The organism is Streptomyces sp. NPDC001508 (genome assembly GCF_040298665.1).
Lineage (GTDB): Bacteria > Actinomycetota > Actinomycetes > Streptomycetales > Streptomycetaceae > Streptomyces.
The window spans coordinates 1-13,870 of sequence record NZ_JBEPAP010000113.1 but is presented as its reverse complement, the minus strand read 5'-3'; the positions used below and the strand labels follow the sequence as shown (position 1 = coordinate 13,870).

At 67.5% G+C, this 13,870-nt stretch carries 15 protein-coding genes; 9 read left to right on the top strand and 6 right to left on the bottom strand.

Annotated features, from left to right (window positions below; genetic code table 11):
• Both ABT245_RS44820 and ABT245_RS44815 read right to left on the bottom strand, forming a co-directional pair.
• The coding region (locus tag ABT245_RS44820; protein ID WP_351746647.1) for a recombinase family protein at window positions 1-725 on the bottom strand (725 nt) is incomplete at its 3' end.
• A 120-nt stretch (window positions 726-845) separates the two neighbouring features.
• The gene (locus tag ABT245_RS44815) at window positions 846-1,469 is read right to left on the bottom strand and encodes an ArsR/SmtB family transcription factor (RefSeq protein WP_351746644.1); all 624 of its coding nucleotides are present in this window, start codon (window positions 1,467-1,469) and stop codon (window positions 846-848) included.
• Window positions 1,470-1,615: 146 nt separating this feature from the next.
• Here ABT245_RS44815 and def point away from each other — a divergent pair, with 146 nt between their 5' ends.
• Window positions 1,616-2,230, top strand: coding sequence for a peptide deformylase (gene def / locus ABT245_RS44810; protein ID WP_351746650.1), 615 nt, complete (start codon window positions 1,616-1,618; stop codon window positions 2,228-2,230).
• A gap of 48 nt (window positions 2,231-2,278) precedes the next feature.
• On the opposite strand, the gene ABT245_RS44805 is transcribed toward def, so the two are convergent.
• Complete coding sequence (locus ABT245_RS44805) at window positions 2,279-5,320, bottom strand: Tn3 family transposase (RefSeq protein WP_351746641.1); 3,042 nt, start codon at window positions 5,318-5,320, stop codon at window positions 2,279-2,281.
• Window positions 5,321-5,440: 120 nt separating this feature from the next.
• Between ABT245_RS44805 and ABT245_RS44800 the strand changes: the two genes are divergently transcribed.
• From ABT245_RS44800 to ABT245_RS44780, 5 genes are all read left to right on the top strand, one after another.
• Window positions 5,441-5,812, top strand: a complete 372-nt coding sequence (locus ABT245_RS44800) for a Tn3 family transposase (protein ID WP_351746648.1) — start codon at window positions 5,441-5,443, stop codon at window positions 5,810-5,812.
• A 308-nt stretch (window positions 5,813-6,120) separates the two neighbouring features.
• Window positions 6,121-6,708: a hypothetical protein gene (locus ABT245_RS44795; RefSeq protein ID WP_351746638.1), complete on the top strand. Its 588-nt coding sequence runs from the start codon at window positions 6,121-6,123 to the stop codon at window positions 6,706-6,708.
• Window positions 6,709-6,832: 124 nt separating this feature from the next.
• Window positions 6,833-7,624, top strand: a complete 792-nt coding sequence (locus ABT245_RS44790) for a hypothetical protein (protein WP_351746636.1) — start codon at window positions 6,833-6,835, stop codon at window positions 7,622-7,624.
• A gap of 257 nt (window positions 7,625-7,881) precedes the next feature.
• A complete protein-coding gene (locus tag ABT245_RS44785) occupies window positions 7,882-8,778 on the top strand; it encodes a recombinase family protein (protein WP_351746634.1) in 897 nt (298 codons plus the stop codon).
• A gap of 370 nt (window positions 8,779-9,148) precedes the next feature.
• Entirely contained in the window at window positions 9,149-9,781 is a 633-nt protein-coding gene (locus ABT245_RS44780) for a hypothetical protein (protein WP_351746631.1), read from the top strand.
• A 95-nt stretch (window positions 9,782-9,876) separates the two neighbouring features.
• Here ABT245_RS44780 and ABT245_RS44775 read toward each other — a convergent pair whose 3' ends face one another.
• The gene (locus ABT245_RS44775) at window positions 9,877-11,193 is read right to left on the bottom strand and encodes a site-specific integrase (RefSeq protein WP_351746629.1); all 1,317 of its coding nucleotides are present in this window, start codon (window positions 11,191-11,193) and stop codon (window positions 9,877-9,879) included.
• A 323-nt stretch (window positions 11,194-11,516) separates the two neighbouring features.
• On the opposite strand from ABT245_RS44775, the gene ABT245_RS44770 reads away from it, so the two are divergent.
• Window positions 11,517-11,723, top strand: coding sequence for a hypothetical protein (locus ABT245_RS44770; RefSeq protein WP_351746626.1), 207 nt, complete (start codon window positions 11,517-11,519; stop codon window positions 11,721-11,723).
• A 171-nt stretch (window positions 11,724-11,894) separates the two neighbouring features.
• The gene (locus ABT245_RS44765; RefSeq protein WP_351746624.1) at window positions 11,895-12,470 is read left to right on the top strand and encodes a hypothetical protein; all 576 of its coding nucleotides are present in this window, start codon (window positions 11,895-11,897) and stop codon (window positions 12,468-12,470) included.
• Window positions 12,471-12,598: 128 nt separating this feature from the next.
• Here ABT245_RS44765 and ABT245_RS44760 read toward each other — a convergent pair whose 3' ends face one another.
• Entirely contained in the window at window positions 12,599-12,805 is a 207-nt protein-coding gene (locus tag ABT245_RS44760; protein ID WP_351746621.1) for a hypothetical protein, read from the bottom strand.
• Window positions 12,802-13,107, bottom strand: coding sequence for a DUF6247 family protein (locus ABT245_RS44755; RefSeq protein ID WP_351746618.1), 306 nt, complete (start codon window positions 13,105-13,107; stop codon window positions 12,802-12,804). The genes ABT245_RS44760 and ABT245_RS44755 overlap by 4 nt, the downstream gene beginning before the upstream one ends.
• Before the next feature lie 196 nt (window positions 13,108-13,303).
• Here ABT245_RS44755 and ABT245_RS44750 point away from each other — a divergent pair, with 196 nt between their 5' ends.
• Complete coding sequence (locus ABT245_RS44750) at window positions 13,304-13,777, top strand: DUF1648 domain-containing protein (protein WP_351746615.1); 474 nt, start codon at window positions 13,304-13,306, stop codon at window positions 13,775-13,777.
• Window positions 13,778-13,870 lie beyond the last annotated feature (93 nt).

Here is a 13,870-nt window from a genome sequence, read left to right as displayed (position 1 = left end):
GAACCACCTGCTCGGCCTGCTCGTTCTCCACGGCGGTCTCCATCATCAGACGCGTCTCCTTGATCATCAGATCCGCCGTTGATTAGACACTCCCGTACGGCGCGGCCGCCTTTCAGCTCTGGCACATACTTGTAGATCGTGTTGCGGGGGACGCCAAGGAGCTTGGCGATCGAAGTGACGGTGTTCTCCGGACGGGTGAGTAGGTCCCGGGCGTGACGGATCTGTTCCTCGGTCATGGCCGGCGGGCGGCCGAGGCGGGCGCCACGGGCGCGGGCTGCGTCCAGGCCCTCGTTGGTGCCCTGGATGATGAGTTCGCGGATGAACTCCGCGAGTGCTGCGAACACGTGGAAGACCAGGCGTCCGCCCGGGGTGGTGGTGTCGAGTGCCTCGTGGAGCGAGGTGAAGCCGATGCCGCGCTGGCGCAGGCCGGAGACGATGGTGATGAGATCCTGGATGGAGCGGCCGAGCCGGTCAAGGGAGGGGACGACGAGGGTGTCCCCTTCGCGGAGGTAGTCGAGGGCCTTACGTAGTTCGTCGCGCTCCGCGTTCCTGCCGGACTTCTTGTCGGCGAAGATCCGGATGCAGCCTGCTTCGGTGAGGGCGTGGATCTGCCGGTCGAGCAACTGCCCCTGGGTTGAGACGCGGGCGTACCCGATGAGCGCGCCCTGCACGGCGGGGACTGGGGCGAGTAGATTGGCGGTGTCGTCGTCCGGAAGCGTCTGCACCTGCGAGATCGTACAGAAAACGGTGCCTCTCGGGTTTTTGAGCAAACCGACTTTCTGACACCGTTTCTCGCACACGAGCCAGCGCCGTTCCGGCCGTGAGTAGTCGCTTACCGATCTTGTTCAGGAATCGGTCGATTCTTCAACGCCACGTCCCGGCACGGGCTGCGGCAGCACTTGGTGATGTGCGTCGAGGAGCGGAAACAGCCGGGTGACTGCGGCTACGGCCACGGCGTTGGGCGGGCGTGTGGCGGGGTGGTCTTCCCGGTTGCGGTAGCCGTCGAGGAGGCGGCGGATGGAAGTAGCGAGTTCGGCTGTTTCGGCCGGGGTGAGGTGGAGCACGGTGCTGAAGGATTCGTCCTGCTGCCACTCGGCCGGCGCCTGGTCCCGGTGAGACAGCCAGCGCTGGTAGCTCTCGTCCTCCAGGTCTCGGGTGAGGATGGCGAATTCTTCGGGCTCTTTCTGCCCTGTGGGGTGGGGGGTGTCCCATCGCAGCCGCCAGGGCCGGGCTCGGCCTCCTCGGTGGGGGGCTTCTTCGATGAGGCCGTACCGGGCGAGCTGGCGCAGGTGGAAGGAGCACAGGCCGGAGCTGTGCCCGAGGCGCGCGGCGGCCTCGGTGGAGGTGAGGGTGCCGACTTCGGCGAGTAGGTCGAGCAGGGCAACACGCACGGGGTGGTCGGGCAGAAGCTGGCGAGCCCGGCCCTGCAGGGCCCATGCGGCTTCAACTCGACGGTTTCCATCACTCATTTTGCAAAGTCTGCTACTTTGCAAAGTCCTTGGCAAGCCGATGAGTCCTTGGCCATCCGGGTCCGGTGGCCGAGGAGTTGCATAGAAGGGGTTGATGGTTCGTGGCTGTTGGGTTCGGTGACACGGTGCCAGATCGCCGGGTCCGGGTGCAGGGCAAGCCCGTCGAGGCCTATCCACGGCTCGCGCCGGAGGTGGAACGTGGTGTGGTTCGCAGGATCACCGTGGTCGGGGAGGAGATCTTGCGCCGCCGGTGCCGGGAGGTGACTGAGTTCGGCACGGTGGAGCTGGCGAGGCTGATTGACGACATGTTCGCCACCAACCAGGTCGCGGGGGGCGCTGGGCTGGCCGCCAACCAGGTGGATGTGGATCTGCAATTGTTCGTGTGGGACATCACGGACGAGTGGGGCGTGCGTCATGTTGGGCACATCGCCAACCCGGTTCTCGAGGAAGTGTCCGCCGACGGCCGCCGCCTGGTGGAGGAACCCGAAGGGTGCCTGTCTGTCCCCGGTCCCTACCGCGTGGTGCCCCGCCTCGACCGTGCGGTCGTCCGAGGCCGCGACAAGGACGGCAACCCTCTGGTGATCGAAGGCAGGGGATACTTCGCCCGGTGCCTGCAGCACGAAACCGATCACCTGCACGGCCACCTGTATCTGGACCGGCTCGCGCAGAAGGAACGGAAAGCTGCTCTCCGGGAGATGCAGGACTCCCAGGACAAGGTGTTCGCCCGGAGGGCCGCCGTGGCGAAGCGGCTCGGGAAGTGACTGGCGTTCTTCCAGACCCGCCTTCGGCTCCGGCCGGCCGCTCCGCGGCTATGCGTCGTCGTCCCCGTCTTCCTGCCGAGGGTCGCGCAGAGGACGCAGACCCGGTGTTGGGGGACTGGTGAAGGCGTAGCGGCCGAGGAAGTTGATGTGGTCGTACTGGAGTGGGGAGAGGCGGGCGAGAAGCTCGTCGGTGACCGGAAAACCGTCGGCGGCCAGCTGCTTGACGGCGGCGTCGATGTAGAGGCTGTTGAAGAGCACCACAGAGTTGAGGGCCAGGCCGAGGGCGCCGAGTTGGTCCTCCATGCCCTCGCGGTAGTGCTGGCGTAGTTCGCCGCGCTGTCCGAAGAAGATCTTCCGGGCGAGTCGGTGGCGGGCCTCGGTGACGTTGAGCTGGGCGCCGATCATCCGCCGGTATCCCTCGTCGGAGACGAACTGGAGCAGGTGCAGGGTCTTGAAGATCCGCCCGTAGTGGGCGAACGCGTCGCCCAGTCCGGTCGGCTTGCCGTCACGGGAGAGCATGCGGATCAGGTCGTGGCCGCGGACCTCTCCCAGGGTCAGGGAGCCGGCCACGCGGAGCATGTCGCCCCAGTGGGCGCGTATCCGGTCCAGGCGGATGGTGTGGTTCGACACCGGCTGGAGCGGCCCGTAGTCGGCTGCGGCGTTCGTCCGCCACAGCCGGGCGTCGGAGATGTCGGCGATCCTCGGCGAGAACTGGTAGCCGCAGATGGCGAACAGGCCGAAGACGATGTCGGAGTACGAAGCGGTGTCCGTGATGACGGTCTCCGGCTTCGGCCCGCCGTCGCGGGCGTGGATGGCGTCAAGGATGAACAGCGAGTCGCGCAGCGTGCCCGGCACGACCACCCCGCCCAGCCCCATCACCTGGTCGTTCACCACGTTCAGCCAGGTGGCGCCTTTGTGCCGCAGGCCGAAGTACCGGGGGTTCGAGCCCGCGTAGAGGGTTTGCACGGGGACGGTGAAGCGGACGCCGTCGGCGGAGGCGACCAGGCCGCCGCCCCACGCCCGTACGACGTCGATCTTCGCCTGGGCCTCGATGAACAGGCTGTTGGCCGCCGAGATGTTCTCGGCCCGGAAGTAGCCCTGGTCGACCTGGACCAGACGACCGCGGGTGAGCGCCGGGACGTCCGGCTTGATGACGGGGGTCAGACCCACGTTGCACGCCTCGCTCAGCAGCACCGCGCACAGGCTGGTGACGAAGCCCTCCATGCCGGAGTCGGCGCCGGAGATGTGCGTGAATGCCTCCGGCATGCCGGTCAGTTCGGCGACCTCCAGCAGCAGTTCGGGGAAGTCGACCTTCGGTAGCATGCCGTTGACCAGCTGCCGGAACGGCGGCATGAGCTTGGGCTCCTCGGCCTTGCCGAGCTTGGCCAGCTTCAGCTTGCCGCCCGCCACCTCCAGCGCGCTGTTGCCCGGCAGCCCGGCGGCGACCTGGACGTACGCGGCGTGCAGGGCGGAGGCGAGTTCGGCGAGGTGCCCGGCCGGCTCGCTCTCCAGGCCGAGCGCGGTGAGCACCTTCGGCTCGGCGGCCCTCCACTTCTCCCCGACAAGCAGCTTGGCGCGGGGGTCGCCCCAGCGGTCGCCGTCCCTGGCGAACACGTCCCGCCGGCGCAGGGCGCGGTGCAGATGCTCCAGGACGCAGAACGAGTACGCCGCCTTGTCCACCAGGCCGTGCGGCAGGTTAGGGTTGGCGAACACCAGCCGCCGCCACGAGCCGGTCACCAGCTCCATGGAGACCTCCTCGGCGCCGACCTTCTTCCGGCCGATTAGGTCCGGCAACTGCTTGAGGGCCTTCACGACCGGGACGCCGGCCTCGACCGAGCCGAAGTCGATGACCTCGACCAGGAGGCGGATGAAGCCGCGCACGGTGCCGTAGCGGGCGACCAGTTCGGCCCGCCATTCCGCGTCGTCGTCCCCATCGCCGCCCGGGACCACCGCGGCGATCGTGGCAAGCGCCTCGGCCAGCTGCTCACGCGGTACGACCTGCTCGATCGCCGACCACGCGTCCACCACGGAGACCATCTCGCCTGACTCGGTTGCCGGAGGCGTCGTCATCAGCACGTCGACCGCCGCGGCGACCTTCTTCGCCGCCTTCCTCAGCTGTGGCAGAGCCTTGAGCTTGGCGTCGTTGCCCATCCGCTCGGCCTTCGCCAGCAGTTTCGTGGCCATCAGCGCGTGCAGCAGATCGAGCGCGTCGTCCACCGTCGCGGTCTCCAGGCGCCGCACGGCCGCCAGCAGGGTGGCGGTCTGCCTCGTGACCTCCAGGCGCTTAAGCGTCGGGGCCTTCGAGGTCAGCCCGTAGCGGGCCAGCCCGGTCATCCGTGCGGCCGGGACCCGACCGACGTCGACCGCGCCGGCACCCAGGCCCCGCACCTCACGGGCGCGGTCCAGCGCCAGCTCCATCTCCTTGCCCGACACCCGCATCGGCCCCAGCCGCAGCCGCTCCAGCTCCGATACCCGCTTTTTCTCCGGCACCTCCAGCAGCCGGACCATCTCGGTGCGCAGGTCGTACGGCACCGCCTCGTACAGCGCGGCGTGCAGCCGATCGTTCTCCTCCTGGCGGACCGCGGCCACCATCCGGGCCAGCGTCGTCACGCCGGGCAGCAGCACCCGGTTGTTCACCAGCCACACCACCGCCCGGTCGAACAACGCGCGCGGCCCCTCCAGCGACGACCACACCCGCGCCGCCAGAAACTTCCGCAGCCCCGCCTCACCCGCGGCGAAGTCCCGGTAGCCGTACTCGTCGCGGATCTCCCACGCGTGCTCGTACGCCGTCTGCGGGCGCACCCCGTACTCGGCAAAGTGCTCATCGCCGATGCCGAGCTGCTCGGCAACGAACCGCACCACGGAAGCCGGGACGGCCGTGGGGTCCTCGGTCAGGAAGGTGCCGAGCATCCGCACCGTGCCCCACTGCACCGCCCACCCCAGCCTTGTCGCCGGACGGCGCTTCGCCCGCGCCAAACCCAGGGCCTTGGTGTCCAGGCGGAAGAACTGCTCCAGCTCCCCGGGCGACGGTTCCGTGGCGAACCGCCCGTAGCGGGCCTCTTGCTCGGCAGACAGATACTCAACAGGCATGCCGAGGAACGTAGAGCCCGCTGACCGGGCAAAACGGGCACGTCACCGAACCGGAATCAAGATCACTACGCTACCGCTAATTTCCGTTCGGATACTCCCCGAGGGCCATACCGGCGCAAGATCGCACGCCAGCTGAACAAGGGCGAGTCGCTGCACGCTCTGCGCCGCCAGCTCCACTACGCCCGCGAGGGCAAAGTCACCCGCCGTCAGCCCGAGCAGCAGAACGAGCAGGCATGGTGCCTGACCGTCGTGACGAACGCGGTCGTCTGCTGGCACACCGAGTACATGGGCCTGGCCGTCGGTGAACTGCGCGGTGCCGGCCGCGAGGTGGACGCCGAGGTCTTGGCGCACATCTCCCCGGCCCGCAGCTCGGTGGTCAACTACTACGGCTCCATCACCGTCGACTACGAGCACGAACTCGCCCAGCTCGACGAGAAGGGCCACCGGCCGCTGCGGACCGCGGGCATGGACGATCCCGGAGCCGGGCTGTAGGAAGCATCGGCCCCGGCGATGCCCCACGGGGGGAGATGCGTCGGCGGGGCCGTACGCGGCGGCCTTGGAGACGATCCGCCCGGCGGTTGTCCAGTCCACTCATCGGGTGCTGCTGATCGGGTCACGCTCGATCCGCTGACGGAGCGGAAGGGGTGTCGTCCGGATGATGCCCCGCTGCATCCGTGCTGCTTGGCCGGATATTAGGTAGTCCCGCCGTTGAAGAGCAGGCAATCATGTGGCGACCTAGATCAGATCTGTCTGCATGATGGGGGAATGCCTTGTTGAACGTGAACTTACGGCGCGGTGCCATGGCCGTCTTCATGACTCTGACGATCGGAGGCGCGGCGACGCCCGCGATGGCCTTGTCCACACCAGTTGGGAGCGCGCCGGAGCGTATCCATCCCCAGGTTGTGGCAGAGGCGGACGCCGTACCGGGAATCGCGCCACAGGACACCGACGACTCCGCTGTGTACCTTGACGAAAACGGACAGGTTCTTCCCATCGAGAACCCGACGGACGTAGATTCCGAGGTGGCGCTGGCAGCGGCCTGCACACCTGTGAGCGGGAGGGACAATCCGCACCGGTCTGGCACCGGAGTGGCGGTGTCCGGCCACGGATGGTGGGGAAAAGGAACCTGCACCGAAGACCGTGCCAAGGTGTACAACTGCCTCTACGAGTGGTATACGGACAACACCTGGCGCAGGAAAGCGTGTTCGGAAACCGAAACGCTCAAGCCTGGCACCGGTGGGAGTAGCTACCGCACGGCAGCACGTCACAACTGCACAAACACCAACTCGGCATCGTGGCGCAACCACGTGGACGTCGATGTGAACGGTCAGGGTGACACAGGCGAGCGGCCGTACCGCCAGGCCGATGTCGCCTGCACGGTGTACTGAGAACGAGCACATGCACAACGGCGTGGCTGCGAGGTACAGCAACCAGAGAGGACCAGGCGTGCCAGAGCACCACGCCACAGAACGACCCGGCATGGTGCCTGCGGTCCGTCGGACCGCAGGCACCATGTTCGCAAGCCTGCACGGTGAACTCACCGCGCGGGCCTGGGGCGATCCCGACTTCGAGTACGATGTCTACTCGCTCTTCCACCAGCGGTCGCTCGCCATGGGATGGCTCGATGACCGGTCGGCCGGGGGCGGTGCCGAAGACCGTATGCGGCGGGCCCCCGGCTTGTGGGCCATGAACGACGCCGGATGCAACGACCGCTCCATCGCTTCCGAGGCCGACCTGGTCTCGTGGTTCCAGGTCGAGACCAGTGCTGTCGCCGATGACCGGCCGCTGCCCGTCCGGCCGTTCCTGCAGTGTGCCGAGAGCGCGACCACACGGCTCGGCACACTGCGCCTGGCGGCCGTACAACTCCTCCTACCGGTCCAGGGGCTCGACGCCGCGGCCCGTCCCGCGTACGCGCCCCTCCCGTCGATGCTGACGGCCGACTGGTTCGCCGGGCGGGACCCACGGTCGAGGACACCCGTGGAGGTCAACATCAACAGCGGCAGGTACACGTCCGTCCCTGATATCGCGGAACGGCTCACAGACCACCTCCGCCACCTGGACCAGCCGGTTTTCGTCTACAGCTCGCACGACGTCGTCGGCCAGGGCGCCGTCCTTGCCCCGCGGTTCGACGACAGTTTCTGGTGCGGCCCGCCTCTCCATGGGATGGTGTTGCGCGGGGAACTCACCGAGTGGTCATGCGATGCGATCGGCTGGCTGGCCGAGGTCATCGCCGATACCGCTGCCTCACTCAGCGTCCATACACCGCTGCTGTTCACCGTCACCCGAACTCACTCCGCTGGCTGACTGGAACTACGGTCAGATGTCCTTCGATCTCTGTGAGTACTGGACAGCGGGTAGGTCGCAGGCGCGAATCGGTGTTGTAGGCGCTGGCGGGTAGGTCCGTCGACTCGAAGAGACGCGACAACGCGGGACACGGGGGTTGTTTCATAGGTGACCCCCGTTTCAACACCGGGCACCGACGGCGTCGCCGCAGGTGATTTTGTTTCACCGGTCGTTTTCTTCCTCTTGACCGGTGAAACGTACTTCTGAAACGATCCGGCGTGATCAACGACGCGTACAAACTGGTGGAATCGCACGCCTGTCCGATGTCCACCTGCCAGGCCCCGGCGGGCTCGCCCTGCCGCACCACCTCGAACAAAGTCGCGCTGAAGTACCACACTGCCCGCTTCCAGCTCGTGCCCGCGCTCCGCTCCGAACTCCACGTCGCCACCCCCGCCGTACGCCATCCCGGCGCCGCCTGGACGGCCCTGCCCGTCCAGAAGCTCGCGGCGCCGGCCGTGCCGATGGAGGTCCGCCTCGCGTACGCCCGCGTCCCCAGCCGGACGCAGGAGATCCAGTCACAGGTCGACGCCCTCGAAGCGTCCGGCGTGCACCGGCTGTTCCAGGAACAGATCAGCACCCGCGTGCGGGAACGCCCCGAGATGAAGGCCGCCCTGGCGGCGGCCCGCGAGTACCGCTCACTGGGGGCGAAGGTCACCCTCGTGGTGCACGAGATGAAGCGCCTGGGCCGCGGCGCCCTGGAACTCCTGAAGGTCGCCGAGGAACTGCGGGACGCGGAGATTGAGCTGGAGTTCCTCACCGGCCCGCTGGCGGGCAAGCACGACCCGGCCGGCCACGGCACCGCCCTGTTCGCCTTCTTCGCCGCCATGGCTGAATCCGAGCGCGACTACATCCGCGACAAGACCCTCGAAGGCCAGGAGACCGCCCGCAAGAACGGCAAGGCCATCGGCGGCGTCAAGGTCTCCGACGAGGACATGCTCGCCACCGCCCTGCGCCTGCGCGACGACGAACACCTCTCGCTGCGCGAGATCGCCTCCCGCCTCGTCATCCGCACCGGCAAGAAACGCGGCCAGCACCCCGCCCCGGCCACCGTCATGCGCATGCTGCGCGAGCACGACGAGCAGACAGCCACGGCCTCTCTGGAGCCAACGGCCTGACCTGCGACTCAGTCCTTAGCGTTGTTTTTTCGGCGAGAACTACTGGGACCCCTGGACCCCCGCGAGTTCGTGAAAACTGAAGGTCCTGCAGCGGGAACCCGAGTGCCTATCGGACCGTTCTCGGCGATGGACCCGCGGGTTCGTGGTGAACACGCTGGGTCACTCGGAGAGCCTCGGATATGCAGACGCCGCTGACGCGACTGGCACTGGCTGATGATCAGGTGGGGGTTGGCGGTGCAGACGAAGACTCAGCAGGGTGCAGGGAAGGTCGCTGGATGTTACACAGAAGCGGGTGCGAAGCCTGCATCGGGTGAGTGTTGGGGATGAGCCGTACGGGTATGGTTACCGGCAGTTCTACGTCGGGGGGAGTATGACCGACAACAGCGCGCTGTACGGACTGCTCGGAGCTCTGGGGGGAGCCTCAGTTGCCGGCCTCGCGGCTGTCTACGGCCCCCTGCGTCTGCATCGGCGGCAAGCGGAGCAGAAGGCGAGTGAGGCGCATGATCGCCAAAGTGAGACAGAGATCGCCCGTCTGCTGAAGATGCGAACTACGGGTCGGGCGTGGATCGATGCTCTGGAGCGGTTCGTCCAAGATTTGCAAACACACCATCCTGTGGACGTCAACCGATTCGACGAGATCACGGCCCAGGTCGGCCGGGAGGCCACCGAAGCCGGACACGCGCTGGCTCACAACGGTCTCTGGCTCGAATCGCAGGACACACCACCGCACGGAATTCCACTCGTCCTGGCACCAGACGGATCGCGACCAGACGATGCGGACGGATCCGCGTTCATTGCTCTCTCCCAGCTTCTGGGCCGCTTGCGAGAGGCGACCCGGGAAGTCCGTGCCGACGTCCTGCGACGTTCCTCGAATCGGGAGAGCCCGGTGCGAAGTGACGTCCTGGAGGCTCTGGAGCGTGTCAAGGCTGCGCGGACACAGCTGAATGCAGCCCTTCTCGATCAGATCGACCAGATCAACGGGGGCCACACACGCCGCCTGTAACTGGGCTCGTTGGTCCATTCCTGCTCGTCCTCGGAGACCCCCGAGTTCCGGAAACTGAAGGCAAGTGGGAACCTGCAGGTCTGATGCCTTGATAGTTAGGTGGTACTCCCTGGGGTTCGTGGTGGAGTCGCGGGGGCATTTTCCAGTGGCCGTTCCAGGAGAGCGCGGGCGGAGTTCGCGTAGCGGATCGCCGTCTTCTCGTCCAGGCCGAAGACCTCGGCGAGGTGGAGGGCGTCGGGGCCGTGCGTAAGGGCTTCTTCGAGTTGCCGGTCGACGCGGAGCTGTTCCAGGGTGGCAGCCTGGCCGCGAAGCGGTGCGGTGAGGGAGACCTGGCTCACCGGTCCGGTTCCCAGGGCGGTGATCTTGTTGATCAGCAGGTGCGGGTTGGCGGTGTCGGGCCAGCGGCGCCGACGGAACTCCAGCCACTCGCGGGCGACATGCAGTGTGAGGTCGTCCAGCCGTCGGGAACGGCCGTCGATGGTGAGCTTCCGGTTGCCGATGTCGAGGTCGTCGAGCTGGAGGCGGCGGATGGCGCCGGACCGTGCCGCGTGCACTGCGGCGAGGGCGAGGACCAGGCGGTCCGCCGGCTTGGTGACCGCCGCGACCGAGTTGTCGATGTGCTCGGGATCCAAGGGCTGGATGATGCCGCTCTCGCGCTGGCCGACGCGGATGCGGCTGGTCGGGTTCTTGAAGATGGTGCCGCTCTTCTTGGCCCGACCGAACACGGACCGCAGCACGATGAGGGTGTGCTGACGCTGGTTGCCGTGCAGGGCATCGAGCTGGGCGAGGACATCGTCTCGGGTCACCTCGCGCAAGTGGTCGTAGCGGCTGGACCAGTCGATCAGCACGGGCCGGATGCGGTTGAGGTAGTTCCAGACCGTGGCCTCGTCCCGGGGCTGGGATCGGGGGCCGCCGTCGTGCAGGAGCCGGATCCAGTGCTCGACGTCGCGGCGGATGCCGGGGGCGATGCCGTCGAGCTTGCGCTGGAGCCAGTGCTCGAACGACGGTGTCCGGTCGTCGAGGAAGACGCCGACGTGATTGAGGACCTCGATGGTCAACTCCATGTTCAGCCGACGTGGCCGCAGGGCTGGAGAGAGCTCGGAATGGCGCACGACATCGCCACCGATGTGCCGGGACATCAGGATGATCAGGGCTCGGTCGACGCTGAAGCGGACCTTGCGGGGCCAGCCGCGGACCTCGCCGAGGCGGTGGGCGGTGTGCCTCGCCCAGGCGAGCCACGGGTTGTCCGGTCCCGTGTGCTGGTCGGGGTCGATGCGGGTGAAGTCTCGGCAGACATCGAACAGGGCGGGCTGGAGCCAGCCGCCGGGCGGTGACGCCGGAGGGGGGCAGGCTTGCGGGGGCGTCCCCGCCGCTCGTACTTCGGCTTCCGGTGCCGCGGGACCCGCTCCCACAACGGGGCCATGTGCGCGAAGAACAGCTGGTGATGCCGCAGTTCCGGCAGCAACGACTCTGCCGTGGTCCCGGCGGCCGCGGCATCCGTACGCGCCTGGCACCAGCACAGTCGGCAGTACCCCTTCCGCAGCTCACCCTGCCGTCCCTGTCACCAAGGAAACAGCAGCCCAGTCCGGCTCCGGTGCTGCTGGAGGGCCGGGCTGTGAAACTCCGCAGCCCCGACCAGCGCTCTGGCCGGAATCCGGTGTGCCGCACCGGGGCCGGGCCGGCGGTTCGTCGGCGGACCGCGGTGGCGGTACCCGCACCTTATTACGGTCAGCGCATGACCAGTGACGGTGTAGTCGTGGACGAGGTGATCCGCGCGGCATGGGACTCGTACCGGATCTTGGAAAGGCGCACACGCCGCGCCGCACTCGATCGGGTAAATCCCTCGCCCGCGGCTGTCTCCAGCTACTCCCTGCGGATGACATCGCGTCACCTGCTCATGCGGGAGACCTTCGACTCCATGGCGGCAGCCAGTGAGCAGTAGTTGCGCGTTGCCGCCCATGTCAGGCGTGGTGGACACGGCCGTGGCACGATCATGCCGGGGCGGATTCCAGACGTTGTCCGCGCACCCCAGCGGATCACTGCCCAGTTGGGCAGACTGGCAGGCAAAGAGAGCCGCCTTTGTACGCCAACTGGCACTGACCTGGGGGAACTTGTGATCATCCGGCGATTCCTCGACGACGATGGTGAGCTGGCCCAGCACCTCGTCCAGCAGCTCAACACTTCACTGGACTGGCCGGAGGGCGCAGGGCTGACCACCGGGCACGTCGCGAAGATTGCTTCTGCGGCAGCCTGCGACGTCTCGTACAACCAAGCGGCCAATGGCCATCTGGCCGACCTCTTCGCCGTCCTCCCTCTCCCGGGCACGCCCGAAGGCGATGAGTTCTGGGGTGCTATGGAAGAAGCGGGGGGTGAAGCCGCCTTGTACATCGACCCCGGCAACATGGGCGGTCCTTCCTTCGATCGCCTGGCCAGAGGGAACGAAGGGGGCATTGCCGACCGTGTGCTCAGCTTTCTGGCAGAGCTCGACGACCAGCGGCGCGACGCCGTGACCAAGGTGATCGGCGACGCACTGGCCCATGACACGCTCGTAGCAGGTGGCCGCTACCTCGGGCAGTTGTGGCTGCGTGACGCCGAGACCACTGCCTGGCATGTTCTGCTCGCCAGGCGTCGGCTGCACGAGACGGAGGACGACCGCAAGCGATTCTTCGAGGCGTGGGGCGACGCCTGAGCGGTACGGCCGTGGCTACGACGACGTCCCGACCCCAGCAGCTCGAATGCTGGGGTCGGGGCGTCGTCGGGTGGCTATCCGAGCCAGGTGATGGTGAGGACGGACAGACGGCGCAGGGGCCTGTTCACTCAGTAGGTGAGGGGCAGCTGGCCGACGGACGCGTAGCGGACGTCCTCGCCTTCGGGGTCGTCGGCGTTCCACTGGCGGAAGCCCCACGGGTCGGCCGCGGCGGCGTCCAGGACATCCCACACGGTGTCGTCGACGTGCTCGGGCAGGGTGTCGAGGATCTTCGCGGCCGGGGCGGAGAAGCGGACCGCGTACGGCTGTCCGGTCACCGGCGCCTTCCCCGCAGCTCCGCCATGTCGACGAACTCGCTGTCGTCGTAGCCGGAGGCGACGAACGCGTCGACCGCCGGGGAGGGGGCGATGCGGCCCTGCCAGACCTGGACGACCTCGTACAGGGCGGCGAAGGAGAACGTGCGGCGGGACTCTTCCAGCGCGGCCGCCCACTCCTGCTCGAAGGCCGGCACCCAGGTGTCCGCGCGCCGGTCGGCGCGCAGCTGCGCGAGGAGTTCGGCCGGCGCCCCGGGGGCAGGGGCATAGACGGTGACGGGGGCGTGGTCGGGCTGCGCGCTCATCTGGTCCTCCCGGCGGGTCGTCACCTCACGGTACGCACCGGGAAGCCGTGGATGCGGGCATGGACGGTTCCCCTTCTACTGGGTGCTCTGCACGACGATGTGGCCGAACCCGAACTCCGGCCGGCGGGTGGCGCAAGGGAAGCCGGTCAGGATGGCGCCGAGTGCACCGGAGATCCCCTTATGGAACGGAGCTTGTGTGCCAACAGCAGACGAACAGCACGACATGAGCCCCGGGCGCAGAGCCGCCGCGATCGTCGCACCCTTCATCACAGCACTGGTCGCCGCGCTCGCTGCGTACTTGCTGCTATGGCACGGACTGCCGGACCGGATGGCCACCCACGTCGGGTTCAACGGCGCCGACAGGTATAGCCCTTCGGGCTCGGCCCTGGCTTCATACCTGGTGGTCTTCGTCATCGAGGCCGTTCTCTTCCTGGTCTGGGCGCTGGCCGCCAACGACGAGGACAGTGCGCCAGGCTCGTTCCGCACGATCGTCACCCTTGCCTGGGCGGTCGCCATGGCAACGGCGTATCTGCTGTATGCCCTGCTGCAGGCCAGCACCAAGTCCGCTGACGGCCAGGACGTCTCTGTCCCTCTCCACCAGTTCTTCATCGCGCTCGCCATTGGCGCTGCGATCGCGCTCATAGGCCGCTTTCTCCGACGGAGGCACTGACCTCATGAATTCAGCTACGGCAGCGATCTGATGCCCTGGCAGAAGAAGGGTGCCTCTCACCTGCGATGATCTGGATTGTCTAGATCAAAACCG

What these genes read in the sequence shown, in the direction of transcription:
- ABT245_RS44815 (WP_351746644.1), bottom strand. Translation starts at nt 1,469, where the DNA reads ATGAGTGATGGAAACCGTCGAGTTGAAGCCGCATGGGCCCTGCAGGGC.
- ABT245_RS44805 (WP_351746641.1), bottom strand. Translation starts at nt 5,320, where the DNA reads ATGCCTGTTGAGTATCTGTCTGCCGAGCAAGAGGCCCGCTACGGGCGG.
- ABT245_RS44795 (WP_351746638.1), top strand. Translation starts at nt 6,121, where the DNA reads ATGGCCGTCTTCATGACTCTGACGATCGGAGGCGCGGCGACGCCCGCG.
- ABT245_RS44790 (WP_351746636.1), top strand. Translation starts at nt 6,833, where the DNA reads ATGTTCGCAAGCCTGCACGGTGAACTCACCGCGCGGGCCTGGGGCGAT.
- ABT245_RS44780 (WP_351746631.1), top strand. Translation starts at nt 9,149, where the DNA reads ATGACCGACAACAGCGCGCTGTACGGACTGCTCGGAGCTCTGGGGGGA.
- ABT245_RS44770 (WP_351746626.1), top strand. Translation starts at nt 11,517, where the DNA reads ATGACCAGTGACGGTGTAGTCGTGGACGAGGTGATCCGCGCGGCATGG.
- ABT245_RS44755 (WP_351746618.1), bottom strand. Translation starts at nt 13,107, where the DNA reads ATGAGCGCGCAGCCCGACCACGCCCCCGTCACCGTCTATGCCCCTGCC.